This is a genomic window from Rhizobium sp. ERR 942, assembly GCF_007828395.1.
GTDB classification, from domain to species: Bacteria; Pseudomonadota; Alphaproteobacteria; order Rhizobiales; family Rhizobiaceae; genus Rhizobium; species Rhizobium dioscoreae.
Map to the genome: position 1 here is coordinate 223,470 of NZ_VIUA01000001.1, position 14,198 is coordinate 237,667.

The following is a 14,198-nucleotide window of genomic DNA, read 5'->3' on the forward strand; positions in this document are numbered from 1 at the left end:
CGCGAAATGACGAGTTCATCGTCCTGGCCATCCCGGATTCGCTGGAGGCGGCCTACTTGCGCAATGCTTTCAGCAGGCTCATCGATGGCTCGCCGTCCGCATCCATACCCATGCGCTGCTGGACAGCCGATATTGCGGCCTTCGAGCCCGAGCCGAAGTTCCCGTCGACCACGCCGTCATAATAGCCGAGCTCCTTCAGACGCGTCTGCAGTTCGAATTTCTGCTTGACGTCGAGCGCGCCGCTCGGACGCGGCCAGGATTGCTGCATGCCGCCATATCCGGCGATCTGATCCGCGAGCAGACCGACGGCCAATGCATAGCTGTCGGAGGCGTTGTAGCGCTTGATGGTGAAGAAGTTGCCGGTCATCAGGAAGCCGGGACCGTTCGGCCCGCCGGGCATCTTCAGCTGTGCACGGTCGGAGGTCGTGCGGAAACCCTTGCCGTTGGGACGTACGAAACCGAGGGCCGCCCATTGCGCGATGGTGTGCGTCTTGCCGGCCTGGGCGCTGCCACCGGGCGGCACGACCACCTCGTAACCCCACGTCCGGCCGGTATCCCAACCATTCTTGGCGAGAAGATTGGCTGTTGTCGCCAGGGCGTCCGGAACGGAATTCCAGATATCGGCATGGCCGCTGCCATCGGCATCAACGGCATAGAGCAGATAACTCGTTGGAATGAACTGCGTATGGCCCATGGCGCCAGCCCAGGAGCCGTTCAGGTCCTTGCGCGAGATATCGCCCTTCTGCAGGATTTTCAGGGCAGCGATGAGCTGCTTCTTGGCGTAGTTCGCCCGCTTCGGATCGGCATAGGCAAGGGTCGCCAGCGCGCGGGGGACATAATGCAGCCGATCATTCTTGGCGAGAACCTCGCCGTAATTCGACTCCATCGACCAGATGGCCAGCATGATATTGCGATCGACGCCGAAATGCTGTTCGAGCGTGCGCAGTGTGGACCCGTACTTGACCGCCATCTTGCGGCCAATATCGACCGTATAGGGATTGACACGGGAGTCGAGGTAATCCCAGATCTGGGACTTGAATTCCGGCTGGTATTGCGCCTTTTCAAGCACCGTGGGGTCCGGGTCGGTTACGCCGGCAAATGCATTGCGATAGGTGGATTGCGTAATGCCGCTCTTTGCGGCGGTGGCGTAGAAGCTCGCGATCCATTTCTGGAACCCAGGGTCAGCATTGGCGTTAACGGGAAGGAATCCCGCCAAGGCGCCGAGCGCGAGCGCCAGAGCGAGACCACGAAGGGAGTGTTTGCGGTTTACGGTCATCTACAGCCTTGTCCATCAATCGTTGGATTTCGGTGCGGCGATGCGCGTTGCATCGGCCCATGCGTGACGCTAAACGAACGAAGTCAACAAATTCTTTACCATGGAAGTTTGCGTCAGTCATTATTTGCAAAACAGTAGCAAATCTAATCTACTGACCTTTAGAATGGCTTTGTGCCAACTGATTTAATGCCCAGGAGGTATGCGTGGGACAGCATAAGAAGGTTCGTAAGGCAGTATTTCCGGTCGCCGGACTAGGGACGCGGTTCTTGCCGGCGACCAAGGCGGTGCCGAAGGAAATGCTGACCGTCGTGGATAAGCCGGTGATCCAGTATGTCGTCGACGAGGCGATGGAAGCGGGCATCGAGCATTTCGTGTTCGTCACCGGCCGCAGCAAACATGTTATCGAAGATTATTTCGATATTCAGTTCGAGCTTGAGCAGACGCTGCGCCAGCGTAACAAGAATGCCGAATTGTCGCTGCTGAGCGGCCTGTTGCCGAAGGCCGGCACGGCAAGCTTCACACGCCAGCAGGAGCCGCTCGGTCTCGGCCACGCCGTCTGGTGCGCCCGCGAGATCGTCGGCGACGAGCCGTTTGCGCTGCTGCTACCCGACATGGTCATGCGCGCCGAAAAGGGCTGCATGAAGGGCATGATCGAGCTTTATGAGCATAGTGGCGGCAATGTCATCGCCGTCGAGGAATGTGCGCCGGATCAGACCCATAAGTATGGTATCGTTGGCGTCGGCGAGACGATCGGCAGCGGCTTCCGCATCACGGAAATGGTCGAAAAGCCGGCCAAAGGCACGGCTCCGTCCAACTTCTTCATCAACGGTCGCTACATCCTGCAGCCGGAAATCTTCCGTATCCTCGAAAGCCAGGAGCGCGGCGCCGGCAACGAGATCCAGCTGACGGATGGTATGCTGAAGCTTGCTAAGACGCAGGATTTCGCCGGCTATCACTTCCAGGGCCAGACGTTCGACTGTGGCGCAAAGGACGGATTCATCCTTGCCAACGTCGCCTTCGCCTTGGCGCGTGACGACATCCGCCCGACCATCGAGGACGAGTTCAAGGCGCTGATCGCAGCCCTGAAATAGGGATCCGACCTTTTGAGAAAATCTTGAGGCCTGGCATATGCCGGGCCTCGATTCATTTGAGCTGGTAGTTTGGATCTAAGCGAAGGCGGTGCCTAGCGTTTTACCGTCAAACCGAGGCCGGCCTGGAACTGCCGAGTGCTGTCGCCCACATCCCGCGTTGTCAGCTGATAACCGACATTGCTGGTAAGATCGAGGTAACGGTTGATCCCCCAGGTTAGCCCGAACGCGGCGTCGTATTCGATTTCGTCGGCGGCGCTGCCATTGGAGGGGTAATTGCGCCACGTCGGGCCTCCCGTCAGCTTGGCGGTGAGATCGTCGCGCAGCTGATGGCTTATGGTGCTCGTGAGCTGATAAGCGGTGTAGCCGCTGAGGCCGGCCGTGGTCGAAGGTTGTACGGTCGTCGAAAGGCCGACGCTGATATCGGTGCCGCGCTGCGGCGACCAGGCAAGGCTGCCGTCGATCGTCGGCGAGTCGACCGAGCCCAGGCGCGAATCGTCGAATTGTGTGTGCTGGTAGCCGAAGCCAAGCTCGCCCTTGAATTTTTCGCCGAGGTCGAATTCGACGCCACCTTTGCCGCCATAGCTCTGGTTCGAGCGGGCATAACCGTTGCTGTCGCGCGTCTGATCGTAGACGGCGCGACCGAGAGTGACTTCGACGAAGGGAATGATGGCGGGCGAAAGCTCGTAGCCGATGCGGCCGCGCCAGGTTCCGGCCGTCTGATTGCGATCGCTGAGGGTGACCGTCGTCCCATCCGAAAGCACGGCGTCGGAATAGACGCTGCGTGTCAGCGCCACGGCCGTCGTGCCGCGCAGCAGGCCGAAATCGCGTTCCAGCGAGAGCCCGGCCGTGTACTGGTTGACGGCGGATTGCTTCGATGCGCCGGCAATCGCATTCGGATCGCTCGTGTCCTCACGGTAGAATTGATAGCCGGCGGTGACATGCGCAGTCGTGTCGGCAGGAAGATCCAGACGCAGGTCGGCATTGAGGTTGACGGTTGGCTTTTCCTCGCCAGTGCCGCTGATGTTCTTCTGCCAGACGCCCTCACCGGTGACGGTCAGGGCATGTCTGTCCCAGTCCGAAGTCAGGGTACTGCGTAAGTCGGTCTGCAAAAAGCCGCGGTTATCCTTGGTGTCGCCGGTGCGATCCCGCTCGATGTTGATCGACTGGTTGATCGAAGGCTTCAGAGTGAAGGTGCCGAGCGGGATGCCCTGTGCATCTGCCCGATCCGGATACCGGCGGGCTCTCAGGTCATCAACGCTTGGTTCGCGCAGGTTCACGCGGCGCAGATCGTTATCCAGCGTCGAGCCGGTGGTTGTAGGGTCGATGCCGGTGAGGCGTAGCGGCGCGTTCAAGGGTGCGTCGCTGGAGGTCGACGCCTGGTTTGTTGGCGTGGCCGCCTGGTTCTCGGTGTTGGGTGCGGCATTCGGATCGGTCGGAGATGCCGTCGTCGACGCTGGCAAGGTATCGTCGACGTTCTGGTCGGATGGCAAGGATTGCGCGTTGACCGGCAGCGGTGCGGCAAATGCGATACCCCAGCCGAGCACGGCGGAGGTCGCCCATGCCGCCAGCCGGAAGGCACCATGACCCGCCTTGTCCTTGCCGATGCCCATGTTGTTTATATCTGACCCTGCTGGAAATGACCTAAATTCTTACCCAAGTGTAAAGCCGCGTGGTTAACGCTTGGTTGCCAAGTGATGGCGACAAGAAAGGGTTCGATAATATTTGTCGGGAAGGCGCTGCAGGCTGTCGCATCGCCATAAGTCGATCTTTGGTGGACAGATTTGCAGAAAAGCGTTAGGCCTCGCTCATGAATAAGAGAGCTGTAAGACTCATCGAGAACGGTGCGATCGAATCCGCAATGCGAACGATCGAGACCGAGAGACGGGGCATGGAAGCGCTGGAACGCGCACTGACCAATGGTCTGGCCGAGCCCTTCAGCCGCGCCGTCGAGCTCATCGGCGATATTAGAGGTCGTGTCGTGATCACCGGCGTCGGCAAGAGTGGCCATATCGGCAACAAGCTTGCCGCAAGTCTGGCATCCACCGGAACGCCGGCCTTCTTTGTGCATCCTGTCGAAGCCAATCACGGCGATCTCGGCATGATTACCCAGGATGATGTCATCATTGCCATCTCCTGGGGCGGCGAGAGCGCCGAGCTGCGCGGCATCATCAGTTATTCCCGCCGTTTCTCGATCCCGATGATCGCGATCACCGCCGGCGAGACTTCTACGCTGGCGCGTGAATCGGATGTTGTGCTGCTGCTCCCCAAGGAGCAGGAAGCCTGCCCGCATGGTCTGGCGCCAACGACATCGACGCTGCTGCAGCTTGCGATCGGCGATGCGCTGACCGTTGCTCTTCTGGAAGCACGCGGCTTTACGGCCGAGGATTTCCGCACCTTCCATCCGGGCGGCAAACTCGGCGCCAGCCTCTCGCATGTGGCCGATATCATGCACAAGGGCGACCGTGTGCCGCTCGTCAAGCTCGGAACCGGTATGCAGGAAGCGGCGATGACGCTATCGAAGATGCGGTTCGGCTGCGTCGGCGTGGTCGATGATGACGGTTGCCTGTGCGGCATCGTCACCGATGGCGATATCGCCCGCAATCTCGGCACCAGCCTCGCGGAGAAGCTGGTGGACGAGGTGATGACCCCCAATCCGAAGACGGTGAAGGAAACGACGCTGGCGACGAGCGCCATGGCCGTGCTCAATCGTCATAATATTTCCGCGCTGATCGTTGTCGACAACGAGCGGCGTCCGATCGGTCTGGTGCACTTCCACGATCTGCTGCGGATCGGCGTTGCCTGATCAGACAGGCTCGACGGTGAGCTCGCGGCCGTTGCTGGCGACCACTTTGACGCGGGTGCCGACCGGCAAGTCCGGTCCGTTGACCGTCCAATAAGTGTCATTGAGGCGAATGCGCCCACGGCCTTCGGCTATCGGCTGGTCGAGCGTTGCCGTGCGCCCGACAAGGCTGGCACCGCGCTGGTTCAGGAACGGCTCGTCGGTCACCTGGTTGTTGTTATAGAGATAGCGGCGGCCGAGCAGGGTGACGATAACAGCCATGGCGGCGAAGACCAGCCCTTGAACCTGCCAGACCCAGAAGCTGCCTTCCCAAAACAGAAGCGACAAGGCGCCGACGATGATCGCGGCGAGCCCGATCCATACCAAGAAGAAGCCGGGCAAGACGAGTTCGGCGGCAAGCAGCGCCAGACCGGCGAGCCACCAGCTCCAGGGGCCGAGTTCGACGATGAGATTGTCGAACATCTCAGCTCTCCTTCGGTGGCAGCGGATTGATCGTTGGCGTTGTACGGACGGGGCCGGAGCGTGGCCGGGCCGGTTGCGTCGCGCCATTGCCATCGCCATTGTCGCCGAAGACTTCGCGCGCGATAGCGCCGATACCGCCAAGAGAGCCGATGATCGAGCTCGCCTCCATCGGCATGAGGACAATCTTCGAATTGCTGGCTGAGCCGATCGCGCTCAGGGCTTCGGTGTATTTCTGGGCAACGAAGTAGTTGATCGCCTGCACGTTACCCTCGGCAATCGCTTCGGATACGACGCGGGTCGCCTTGGCTTCGGCCTCGGCCAGGCGCTCGCGCGCCTCGGCGTTGCGGAAGGCAGCCTCGCGCTGGCCTTCGGCTTGCAACACGGCTGCCTGCTTTGCACCCTCAGCGCGGAGGATCTGCGCGTTGCGCAGGCCTTCCGCCTCCAGGACCTGGGCGCGCTTTTCGCGTTCGGCCTTCATCTGTCGGCCCATGGCGTCAACCAAGTCTTTCGGCGGCTGGATATCCTTGATTTCGACGCGTGTTACCTTGATGCCCCAGGGCTCTACCGCCTCATCGACCACGCGCAGCAGTCGTTCGTTGATGGCATCGCGATTGGACAGAAGCTCGTCCAGATCCATAGAGCCCATGACGGAGCGGATATTGGTCTTGGTGAGATTGAGGATCGCGGTTTCCAGATTGGTGATCTGATAGGCGGCCTGCGCCGCATTCAGCACCTGGAAGAAAGCGACTGCATCAGCGGATACGCTCGCATTGTCCTTGGTGATGACCTCCTGCGTCGGCACGGCCAGCACCTGCTCCATCACGTTCATCCGCACCCCGATTGTTTCGATGAAGGGCACGATCAGGTTGAGTCCCGGTTCCAGCGTCCGGATGTAGCGGCCGAAGCGCTGAACTGTGTACCGATAGCCCTGAGGTACGGTCTTGATGCCCGCAAACAGCACCAGAATGACGAAGACCACCAAGGCAATCACAACGATGCTGAAACCACCCACTACCATCGAACTCCTCCATGGACGCGGCTGTCTGAGCAGGCTCGCGTCGCCTAAACCGCTACTGTTTGGCCTCGCTATGCTCGGTCGAGCTCACGAGGCGGCAGCTCAATCTTATGTGGTGGGTTAGCATGTTCTCAGCAAGTGAGGAATGGGGCTACAGCAGGCGTTTTGCTATGAGGCAGGTCAACCAATCACCGTCTGGGTCTTGCGTCCGGCGATTGATATTCATACTTTATATGGAGATTTCCAGCTCCGCTGCCACGCAGCTTTTCGGGCCAGCCTTAGCGCATTATCAGGGTGAAGCTATGAACTTAGATAGGACCTTGCGGTCGGTTGTGGCCGTGCACGCCTCAATTCCGGAAGACGCCTTCACGGCGGCAACCCTCGGCACACGCAGGGAAGGTAGCGGCGTCGTCATCCGCGGAAACGGCCTGGTATTGACGATCGGCTATCTCATCACCGAAGCCGACGAGGTCTGGCTCACGACCAATAGCGGCCGTGTCGTGCCCGGTCATGCGCTTGCCTACGATCAGGAAACGGGTTTTGGCCTCGTGCAGGCGCTCGGGCCTCTCGATGTGCCCGCCCTCGAATTCGGTGATACCGACAAGGCTGAGATCGGTGATGAAGTCGTCATCGCTGACGGGATCGGCCAGTTTGTCGAGGCGAAGATCGTCGCAAAGCAGGAATTCGCCGGCTATTGGGAATATCTGCTCGACGAGGCGATCTTCACGGCACCCGCCCATCCATCCTGGGGAGGTGCGGCTCTTATCGACGCGGACGGCAAGCTTCTCGGCATCGGCTCGCTGCATCTGCAGATGGCGACCCAGAACGGCGACAGCGCCGATATCAACATGATCGTGCCGATCAACCTTTTGATGCCGATCCTGGACGATCTGATCAAGCGCGGCCGCGTCAACAAGCCGCCGCGGCCTTGGCTCGGTGCCTTCTCGGCCGAAAACAATGGCGAAGTCGTCGTCATGAGCGTCACCGAGGGTGGTCCGGCCGCCAAGGCTGGCTTGCGCCGCGGCGATGTCATTTCCGAAATCCGGGATGGCGAAGTCGATGGGCTCGCGGATTTCTACCGCAAGATCTGGGAGAGCGGTCCGGCTGGTTCCGAGATCCCCATGCGTGTGTTGCGCGATGGCCGCGAGGCTTGGCTGCGCGTCAAATCCGCCGACCGCGGCAGCTTCCTCAAAAAGCCGCAGCTTCAGTAGGCACGTGTCGCCGGGATCAATCCCGGCGATCTCGTCACACCCAGCCGAGCAACTCCCGCCGCACGACCTTTTCCAGCACGTTCATGCCGTCTTCGCTGTCGTTGAGACAGGGAATGTGGGTGAATTTGTCGCCGCCGTTGTGATGGAAGGATTCGGCCGCCTGTTCCGCGATCTCTTCCAGCGTCTCAAGGCAGTCGGAGACGAAGCCGGGATTGAGCACCGCGATACGCTTGGTGCCGTTCCTGGCAAGCTCTTCCACCGTCTTGTCCGTATAGGGCTGCAGCCATTCCTCAGGGCCGAAACGCGATTGGAACGTGACCATGAACTGATCTTCGGAAAGACCCAGTTTCTCGCGCAGCAGGCGACCGGTCTTCTGACAGAAGCAGTAATAGGGATCGCCCAGCTTGAAGTAGGACATGGGAATGCCGTGGAAGGAGGCGATGATCTTTTCAGGCTGCCAGTCCAGCGTCGCGAGGTGACGGGTGACGGAATTGGCAAGCGCCTCGATATAGGTCCCGTCGTCGTGATATTGCGGCACGGTGCGGATCGCCGGCTGCCAGCGCATCTTCTGCAGTTTCTCGAAGGCCTTGTCGTTGACGGTCGCCGTCGTTGCCGCCGCATATTGCGGATAGAGCGGAAAGAGCACGATGCGCTCGCAGCCATCGTCCTTCAGCGCCTGGATGCGATCGGCGATCGAGGGTTCGCCGTACCGCATGGCCCAGTCAACCTTGACGTTGGGCAGGTCGCGCAGCCGCTCGGCCATCAGGTCGGATTGGTTGCGCGTATAGGTGCGCAGGAAGCTCTCGTTCTTGTCCTTGTTCCAGATCGTCTCATAGGCCTTGCCGACCTTTTGCGGCCGGGTGTTGAGCACGATGCCGAACAGGATCGGATACCATTTCCAACGCGACCACTCGATGACGCGCCGGTCTGTCAGGAATTCGCGGAGGTAGCGGCGCATCGAGGAGTAGTCGGTGCCGTCAGGCGTTCCGAGATTGATGAGCAGCACGCCGACCTTGCCGTATTTCACGCTAGGGTGATCGGGCGGAAGCGTGGTCAGGGCTGCTGTCATCGATTGAATTCCTCTCAAGATATGAAGCACTTCACATAAGAACAAAAGCCGGTCCGGGAAAGCCCGGACCGGCTGGAGCAAGCGAGACAAATCGTCTTACTTGGCCGGAATCTTCAACTTTTCGCCAACCACCAGATGATGCGGCTTGATATTGCGATTGGCGGCCACGAGTTTGTGCCATTGTTTGGCATTGCCGTAATAAGTCTTGGCAAGATCCCAGAACGTGTCGCCGGCGACGACGATGTGGGTTGTCGGCGTCTTTGGCGGCTCGTTGACCTTGGCCTCCGGCGTTGCTGTTGCCGGAGCCGTGGTCGCGGGTGAAGACGCAGCCGGCGTTTCAGCCGCTGGAGCTGAGGTGGCGGGTGTCGAGGCTGCCGGATCCGATTTTGCCGGGGCAGACGGCGTAGCCGTCGGGTTTGCCGGCATGGTGGTGCTTGGCGTTGTCACCGTGGGAGGCGAGGAGGCCGGAGGGGTTGTCGTGGACGACGCGCCACCGCTATCTCCAGCGGCCGGTGCGGGCGTCTGCGCTGGTGCTGCCTGCTGGGTGGTGTCCGCCGGCTTTGCGGGTTCCGGCTGCGCAGCTGGCGCCGCCGAGGCTATCTGGGTTATGCGGCCGTCCGTGTAAGGCTTGTACGGATTGTGTGCGCCAAGATAATCGGCGACCACCGATTCCAGATTGGGGCCGAAGTCATAGGCGTTCTTGCCGTCCTTGGCGAAGACGGCGTAGCCGTCGCCGCCGGCGCGCATGTAGTTGTTGCTGACAACGCCGTAGGTCTTTTCGGGATCGATCGGCTTGAACTCGCTGCCTTCCTGTACGTCGACGGAGACGAGGCGACTGCCCGGCGGCTTCGATTTGTCGAAGCTGTATTTGAGGCCGGCGACCTGCGGGAAGCGGCCCGCCCCGTCATCGATCTGGCTAAGGCCGTTTTCGAGTGCCGCCTTCACGTCGGCTCCGGTCAGCTGGAAGGTTGCAACCGTGTTCTGGAAAGGCAGTACGGTCAGCACGTCGCCCATGCTGACATCGCCTGCGGCGATCGAGGCACGCAGGCCGCCGCCGTTCTGGATGGCGATGGAAATGCCCTGCGTCCTGGTGCGGTCAAGCATCGCATCGGCGACAAGATTGCCCATCGAGCATTCCCGAACGCGGCAGACTTCACGCGCGCCTTCGATCGGCCCCTGCGAATTACCGATGACCTTCTTGCGCAGTTCCTCGATCGGCTTTGCCATCTCCTGCACGCGTGACAGGATCGTCGGATCCGGCTTAATGGAGGAATCGAGCAGGATCGGATCGCCTTTGGCGTCCTTGACGGCGCCATTGTCATCGAAGGTGACGACGACGTCGCCGAGATATTTGCTGTAGGACGCGGCCTGTACAACGGGGACCTTATAGCCGGCCGGATTGTCGACCATGGTCGGATAGGGGCCGGCTGCCTTCGGGTCGGTATTCGACAGGAGCGTATGCGAGTGGCCGCCGACAACGACGCTGACGCCGGCGATCTTGGCGATCTTCTCGACATCACGGGGATAGCCAACATGGGTGAGCGCAATGATCTTGTTGACCCCCTGCGATTTCAGCGCGTCGACTTCGGCGCTGATTGCGGCGGCATCGTCGGTGATCTTCACATGCGGGCCGGGGGAGGCGAGTTCAGGCGTTTCGGTGGTCACCGCACCGACGATGCCGATCTTCTGGCCGCCGATATCGAGCACGATCGACTTCTTGATGCGGTTGCCGAGCTTCGATTGGTCGTCGACTACCAGATTGGCCGTTACAACGGGGAACTGCGCCTTGTCGAGGAAGGCGGCCAACGGGCCTTCGCCATCGTCGAATTCGTGATTGCCGACCGTCATGGCGTCGATCTTCATGTCGTTCAGGAATTCGACTTCGGCCGCACCCTTGTAGGTCGTATAGAACAGGGAGCCCTGGAAATTGTCGCCGGCATCGAGGACGACTACGTTCTGGCCGGCAAGGGCGGCACGCCGCTGGTCGATGGCGGCTTTCAGCCGTGCCGCACCGCCGAAGCACTCGTTCTTGGCTTCTTCGGCTGCAGAGCAGGTGGCGTCGAATTTGTTGATCGATTCGACGCGCGAATGGAAATCGTTGAAGTGCAGGATGTTGAGCTGATAGTCCGCGAAGGCGGCGCCGGTACTCAGCGCCAGCAGCGTGGCGGCCAAAAGACCCACTCCGAAGGGCTGCTTCATCTGTCTCTCCTGTTGGTCATTGCAATCCGGCCCGCCAATGCCCCAAGGCGGTCCCCCACAGCGATGTTTTCATCCCGGCGGAGCGAGCGCAAGCAAAAGCTGTTGGCGTTATTAGGATTTTTACAAAGCGGCGAAATGCGCTGCCGGATCAGGCGCATGCCTCGACGGAGGCGGATCCATAGGATTCCCGCAATGCCGCAACGGCATTCCAGCCGACAGAGCAGAAGACGAGCACACAGCAGAGGGCGGTGACAAGATGAAGGCGTCGATTCCGCTTTCGATAGAGCAGAATAGCGCTGGCGCCGTAAATGAGCAAAGCCGGTACGGCGAAAAGGAGGACGCTCGCCGGGCCATCGCAATCAAGGGCGTCGATGCCCTGGGCTTGATAGCTATTTGCAGGGAGGACCGCCGCCAGAATAGCGACGGGCAATGCTGCGATCAGTAACAGATGGAGGATCAGCATTCCGCGCATGATGCCTTGTCCGTCCATCGGGCCTTTATCAGCCCTGGCGATTGAGCGAGAAGTGTCCGCCGGTTTCGGAGGTGCAGTTGAGCTGGCTGGGATTGGCCAGGAAGCAATTGACCTTCGACGAGGTGCGCTTGATGTTCGAATAGAGGTTGATCTGGATCATGCCCGACGGATCGGTCGTGTAGGTTCCAGAGGCCATCTGCTGGTTCGTGCCATCCGTCGTGTGCGTTTCGAACCGGCCGCCGTTAAAGGTCGAATTCAGGCCATTGGAATCGGCCCAGCTGCCTTCCACGGAATTCGTGCGCGGCTGGCCGCCGCCCGGATTCATCGCCATCGGCGGCGGTCTGGAGCCGCCAAAATCCACGCAGGCAGATAAAGCTGCCGCAGCAGCGAGGAGGGCAAGAACGGTTCTCATCTTCATAAATATCTCCCGCGAATAGAGGCGGTCTAAAGGCGTATCGGTTGCAAGGAAGATGGCGCGGCCATCGAGCTAAAGCAAGACTTCACAGGCGATCTGCTTGATTTATCTGGCTTGCGTAACAAAAATGCCCGCACGACCTGTGCGGGCATTCCCTCTTGCATCAAGCTGACACTATACTCTTAGCGAACCAGAATGTTCCGGAACTGCCAGGGATCCTTGGTGTCGATGTCTTCCGGGAAGAGGCCTGGGCGACCATCGAGCGGGGTCCAGTCGGTATAGTGACCTTCGACCGGGCCGAGATAGGGCAGCTGTACTTCGAGGCAGCGCTTGTAGTCGATCTCGTCGGCTTCGACGATGCCGGCCTTCGGATTCTCCAGCGCCCAGACCATGCCGGCGAGAACGGCTGAGGTCACCTGCAGGCCGGTGGCGTTCTGATAGGGGGCAATGCGGCGGGTCTCTTCGAGAGACAGGCGCGAGCCGTACCAGTAGGCGTTCTTGGCATGGCCGTAGAGCAGCACGCCGAGTTCGTCGATGCCGTCTTCCAGCTCGTCCTCGTCGAGAACGTGATGAACCGGCTGCGGCGTGCCGCCATTGCCGAACATTTCGTGCAGCGAAAGCACGGCGTCGTTGGCCGGATGATAGGCGTAGTGGCAGGTCGGACGGAAGGTGACCTCGCCGTCCTTGTCGCGGACGGTGAAATAGTCGGCGATCGAGATCGACTCGTTATGGGTCACCAGGAAGCCGTATTGCGGGCCGGGGGTCGGGCACCAGGTGCGCACACGGGTGTTGGCGCCCGGCTGCTCCAGATAGATGGCGGCCTTGCAGCCCTTCTTGTGCTTCTTGGCGTTCTTCGGCATCCAGTTTTCATGGGTGCCCCAGCCGAGTTCTGCCGGCTGCATGCCTTCGGAGATGAAGCCTTCGACCGACCAGGTGTTCCAGAAGACGTTGAGCGGCTTCGGATGCTTGGTGCGCTGGGTGTCGCGCTCGGCGATGTGAACGCCCTTGACACCGACCTTCTTCATCAGCTTGGCCCAGCCTTCGCGATCGTGCTGATCCGGCTCTTCGAACTTCAGGCCAATATCCTTGGCGAGGTTGACGAGCGCCTGCTTGACGAACCAGGAGACCATGCCCGGATTGGCGCCGCAGGTGGAAACGGCCGTCGTGCCGCCAGGGTTCTTTTCCTTCTCCTTGCGCATGGTTTCGCGCAGCGCATAGTTGGTGCGGTCTGCGTTCTTCAGGCCCTTGTCGAAGTAGAAGCCGAGCCAGGGCTCGACGACGGTGTCGATATAGAGCACGTCGAGCTTGCGGCACAGCTTGACCAGATCGAGCGAGCCGGTGTCGACCGAGAGGTTGATGCAGAAGCCCTGGCCGCCGCCTTCCGTGAGAAGCGGCTTCAGGAGATCCTTGTAATTGTCCTTGGTGACATGGGCCTGGATATGGCGGACGCCATGCTTTTCCAGGATCGCCAAGTGCTCGGCATCCATCTGCGGGTCGATGACGACCATCCGGCTCTTGTCGAATTTGAAATGGCGCTCGATCAGGGGCAGGGTGCCACGGCCAATGGAGCCAAAGCCGATCATTACGATCGGACCGGTAATTTCGGCATATACCGGATAGTTTTGTTTCGTCATTCTTTTCTCCTTCGAAAGGCAGGGCGCCGTTCGGTTCACGAAATCTAGTTAGAGTTGGCGCGAAAGCGCTGGCAGAGTTTGCGCGAAAACGCGAGGTGAGCGGCTCTAATCATAATTTGATGTCACAATAAAGAGCTGTTGAGGGTTAGCCGGGCAAAGTCAAGTCGAGGCCAACATACACGCCATATGCGACGAGTTTGTTGCCCTCAAGGTTGGTTTTCGCTGACATAAACGGAATGCTGCGGAAGGCAAGCGTCTTCCGCCGCTTAGGCCTTCAGGCCTTCCAATCCGTCGACGACGGTGGTGAGGGCGATTTCCTGGACTTCATAAGCGGCGACACCGTGGATCGTGAAGGGGTCTGCGGCGACATAGGCCTCCAGTTCCGCTCGCTCGCCGCGGGCGAAGATGATGCCGCCTGTGCGCGGCACCTTGCGGCCGGAAGCGAGGAACCAGCCCCTGGCATAGCCTTCCTTCACCCAGGCCATGTGCTGCTCCATGTGCTTATCGGCTTCGTCATTGCCCTTGAGATAGGTAAGCGACAGAATGAACATTCA

The 14,198-nt window shown here is 60.3% G+C and carries 13 protein-coding genes; 3 read left to right on the top strand and 10 right to left on the bottom strand.

Going from position 1 to position 14,198, the window contains the following annotated elements; genetic code table 11:
• Window positions 1-52: 52 nt before the first annotated feature.
• Complete coding sequence (locus FBZ97_RS01040) at window positions 53-1,276, bottom strand: lytic murein transglycosylase (RefSeq protein WP_145316064.1); 1,224 nt, start codon at window positions 1,274-1,276, stop codon at window positions 53-55.
• Between the two features lie 203 nt (window positions 1,277-1,479).
• Here FBZ97_RS01040 and galU point away from each other — a divergent pair, with 203 nt between their 5' ends.
• Window positions 1,480-2,367, top strand: a complete 888-nt coding sequence (gene galU / locus FBZ97_RS01045) for a UTP--glucose-1-phosphate uridylyltransferase GalU (protein WP_095435793.1) — start codon at window positions 1,480-1,482, stop codon at window positions 2,365-2,367.
• Between the two features lie 92 nt (window positions 2,368-2,459).
• On the opposite strand, the gene FBZ97_RS01050 is transcribed toward galU, so the two are convergent.
• Window positions 2,460-3,977, bottom strand: coding sequence for an outer membrane beta-barrel protein (locus FBZ97_RS01050; protein ID WP_145316066.1), 1,518 nt, complete (start codon window positions 3,975-3,977; stop codon window positions 2,460-2,462).
• 197 nt (window positions 3,978-4,174) lie between these two features.
• Here FBZ97_RS01050 and FBZ97_RS01055 point away from each other — a divergent pair, with 197 nt between their 5' ends.
• On the top strand, window positions 4,175-5,170 hold the full coding sequence (locus FBZ97_RS01055) for a KpsF/GutQ family sugar-phosphate isomerase (RefSeq protein ID WP_145316068.1): 996 nt from the start codon (window positions 4,175-4,177) through the stop codon (window positions 5,168-5,170).
• Here FBZ97_RS01055 and FBZ97_RS01060 read toward each other — a convergent pair whose 3' ends face one another.
• The gene (locus tag FBZ97_RS01060; RefSeq protein ID WP_145316070.1) at window positions 5,171-5,629 is read right to left on the bottom strand and encodes an NfeD family protein; all 459 of its coding nucleotides are present in this window, start codon (window positions 5,627-5,629) and stop codon (window positions 5,171-5,173) included.
• 1 nt (window position 5,630) lies between these two features.
• Window positions 5,631-6,647 (bottom strand): SPFH domain-containing protein, encoded by a 1,017-nt coding sequence (locus FBZ97_RS01065; protein WP_145316072.1) that lies wholly within the window; start codon window positions 6,645-6,647, stop codon window positions 5,631-5,633.
• A gap of 299 nt (window positions 6,648-6,946) precedes the next feature.
• Here FBZ97_RS01065 and FBZ97_RS01070 point away from each other — a divergent pair, with 299 nt between their 5' ends.
• Entirely contained in the window at window positions 6,947-7,855 is a 909-nt protein-coding gene (locus tag FBZ97_RS01070) for a S1C family serine protease (protein WP_145316074.1), read from the top strand.
• 34 nt (window positions 7,856-7,889) lie between these two features.
• Here the strand turns inward: FBZ97_RS01070 and hemH are convergent, their stop codons facing one another.
• The 6 genes from hemH to FBZ97_RS01100 form a co-directional block, all read right to left on the bottom strand.
• A complete protein-coding gene (hemH, locus tag FBZ97_RS01075; protein ID WP_145316076.1) occupies window positions 7,890-8,924 on the bottom strand; it encodes a ferrochelatase in 1,035 nt (344 codons plus the stop codon).
• Window positions 8,925-9,020: 96 nt separating this feature from the next.
• Window positions 9,021-11,123 (bottom strand): 5'-nucleotidase C-terminal domain-containing protein, encoded by a 2,103-nt coding sequence (locus tag FBZ97_RS01080; RefSeq protein ID WP_145316079.1) that lies wholly within the window; start codon window positions 11,121-11,123, stop codon window positions 9,021-9,023.
• Window positions 11,124-11,271: 148 nt separating this feature from the next.
• A complete protein-coding gene (locus FBZ97_RS01085) occupies window positions 11,272-11,595 on the bottom strand; it encodes a hypothetical protein (protein ID WP_145316081.1) in 324 nt (107 codons plus the stop codon).
• A 28-nt stretch (window positions 11,596-11,623) separates the two neighbouring features.
• Complete coding sequence (locus FBZ97_RS01090) at window positions 11,624-12,013, bottom strand: hypothetical protein (RefSeq protein WP_113355044.1); 390 nt, start codon at window positions 12,011-12,013, stop codon at window positions 11,624-11,626.
• Between the two features lie 179 nt (window positions 12,014-12,192).
• On the bottom strand, window positions 12,193-13,644 hold the full coding sequence (locus FBZ97_RS01095) for a homospermidine synthase (RefSeq protein ID WP_145316083.1): 1,452 nt from the start codon (window positions 13,642-13,644) through the stop codon (window positions 12,193-12,195).
• A gap of 266 nt (window positions 13,645-13,910) precedes the next feature.
• Window positions 13,911-14,195 (bottom strand): YciI family protein, encoded by a 285-nt coding sequence (locus tag FBZ97_RS01100; protein WP_145316085.1) that lies wholly within the window; start codon window positions 14,193-14,195, stop codon window positions 13,911-13,913.
• Window positions 14,196-14,198: the final 3 nt, after the last annotated feature.

Bases quoted from the DNA above. Each gene is read 5' to 3' on its own strand.
- FBZ97_RS01040 (WP_145316064.1), bottom strand. From the start codon at position 1,276: ATGACCGTAAACCGCAAACACTCCCTTCGTGGTCTCGCTCTGGCGCTC.
- FBZ97_RS01050 (WP_145316066.1), bottom strand. From the start codon at position 3,977: ATGGGCATCGGCAAGGACAAGGCGGGTCATGGTGCCTTCCGGCTGGCG.
- FBZ97_RS01055 (WP_145316068.1), top strand. From the start codon at position 4,175: ATGAATAAGAGAGCTGTAAGACTCATCGAGAACGGTGCGATCGAATCC.
- FBZ97_RS01060 (WP_145316070.1), bottom strand. From the start codon at position 5,629: ATGTTCGACAATCTCATCGTCGAACTCGGCCCCTGGAGCTGGTGGCTC.
- FBZ97_RS01065 (WP_145316072.1), bottom strand. From the start codon at position 6,647: ATGGTAGTGGGTGGTTTCAGCATCGTTGTGATTGCCTTGGTGGTCTTC.
- FBZ97_RS01070 (WP_145316074.1), top strand. From the start codon at position 6,947: ATGAACTTAGATAGGACCTTGCGGTCGGTTGTGGCCGTGCACGCCTCA.
- hemH (WP_145316076.1), bottom strand. From the start codon at position 8,924: ATGACAGCAGCCCTGACCACGCTTCCGCCCGATCACCCTAGCGTGAAA.
- FBZ97_RS01080 (WP_145316079.1), bottom strand. From the start codon at position 11,123: ATGAAGCAGCCCTTCGGAGTGGGTCTTTTGGCCGCCACGCTGCTGGCG.
- FBZ97_RS01085 (WP_145316081.1), bottom strand. From the start codon at position 11,595: ATGCGCGGAATGCTGATCCTCCATCTGTTACTGATCGCAGCATTGCCC.
- FBZ97_RS01090 (WP_113355044.1), bottom strand. From the start codon at position 12,013: ATGAAGATGAGAACCGTTCTTGCCCTCCTCGCTGCTGCGGCAGCTTTA.
- FBZ97_RS01095 (WP_145316083.1), bottom strand. From the start codon at position 13,644: ATGACGAAACAAAACTATCCGGTATATGCCGAAATTACCGGTCCGATC.
- FBZ97_RS01100 (WP_145316085.1), bottom strand. From the start codon at position 14,195: ATGTTCATTCTGTCGCTTACCTATCTCAAGGGCAATGACGAAGCCGAT.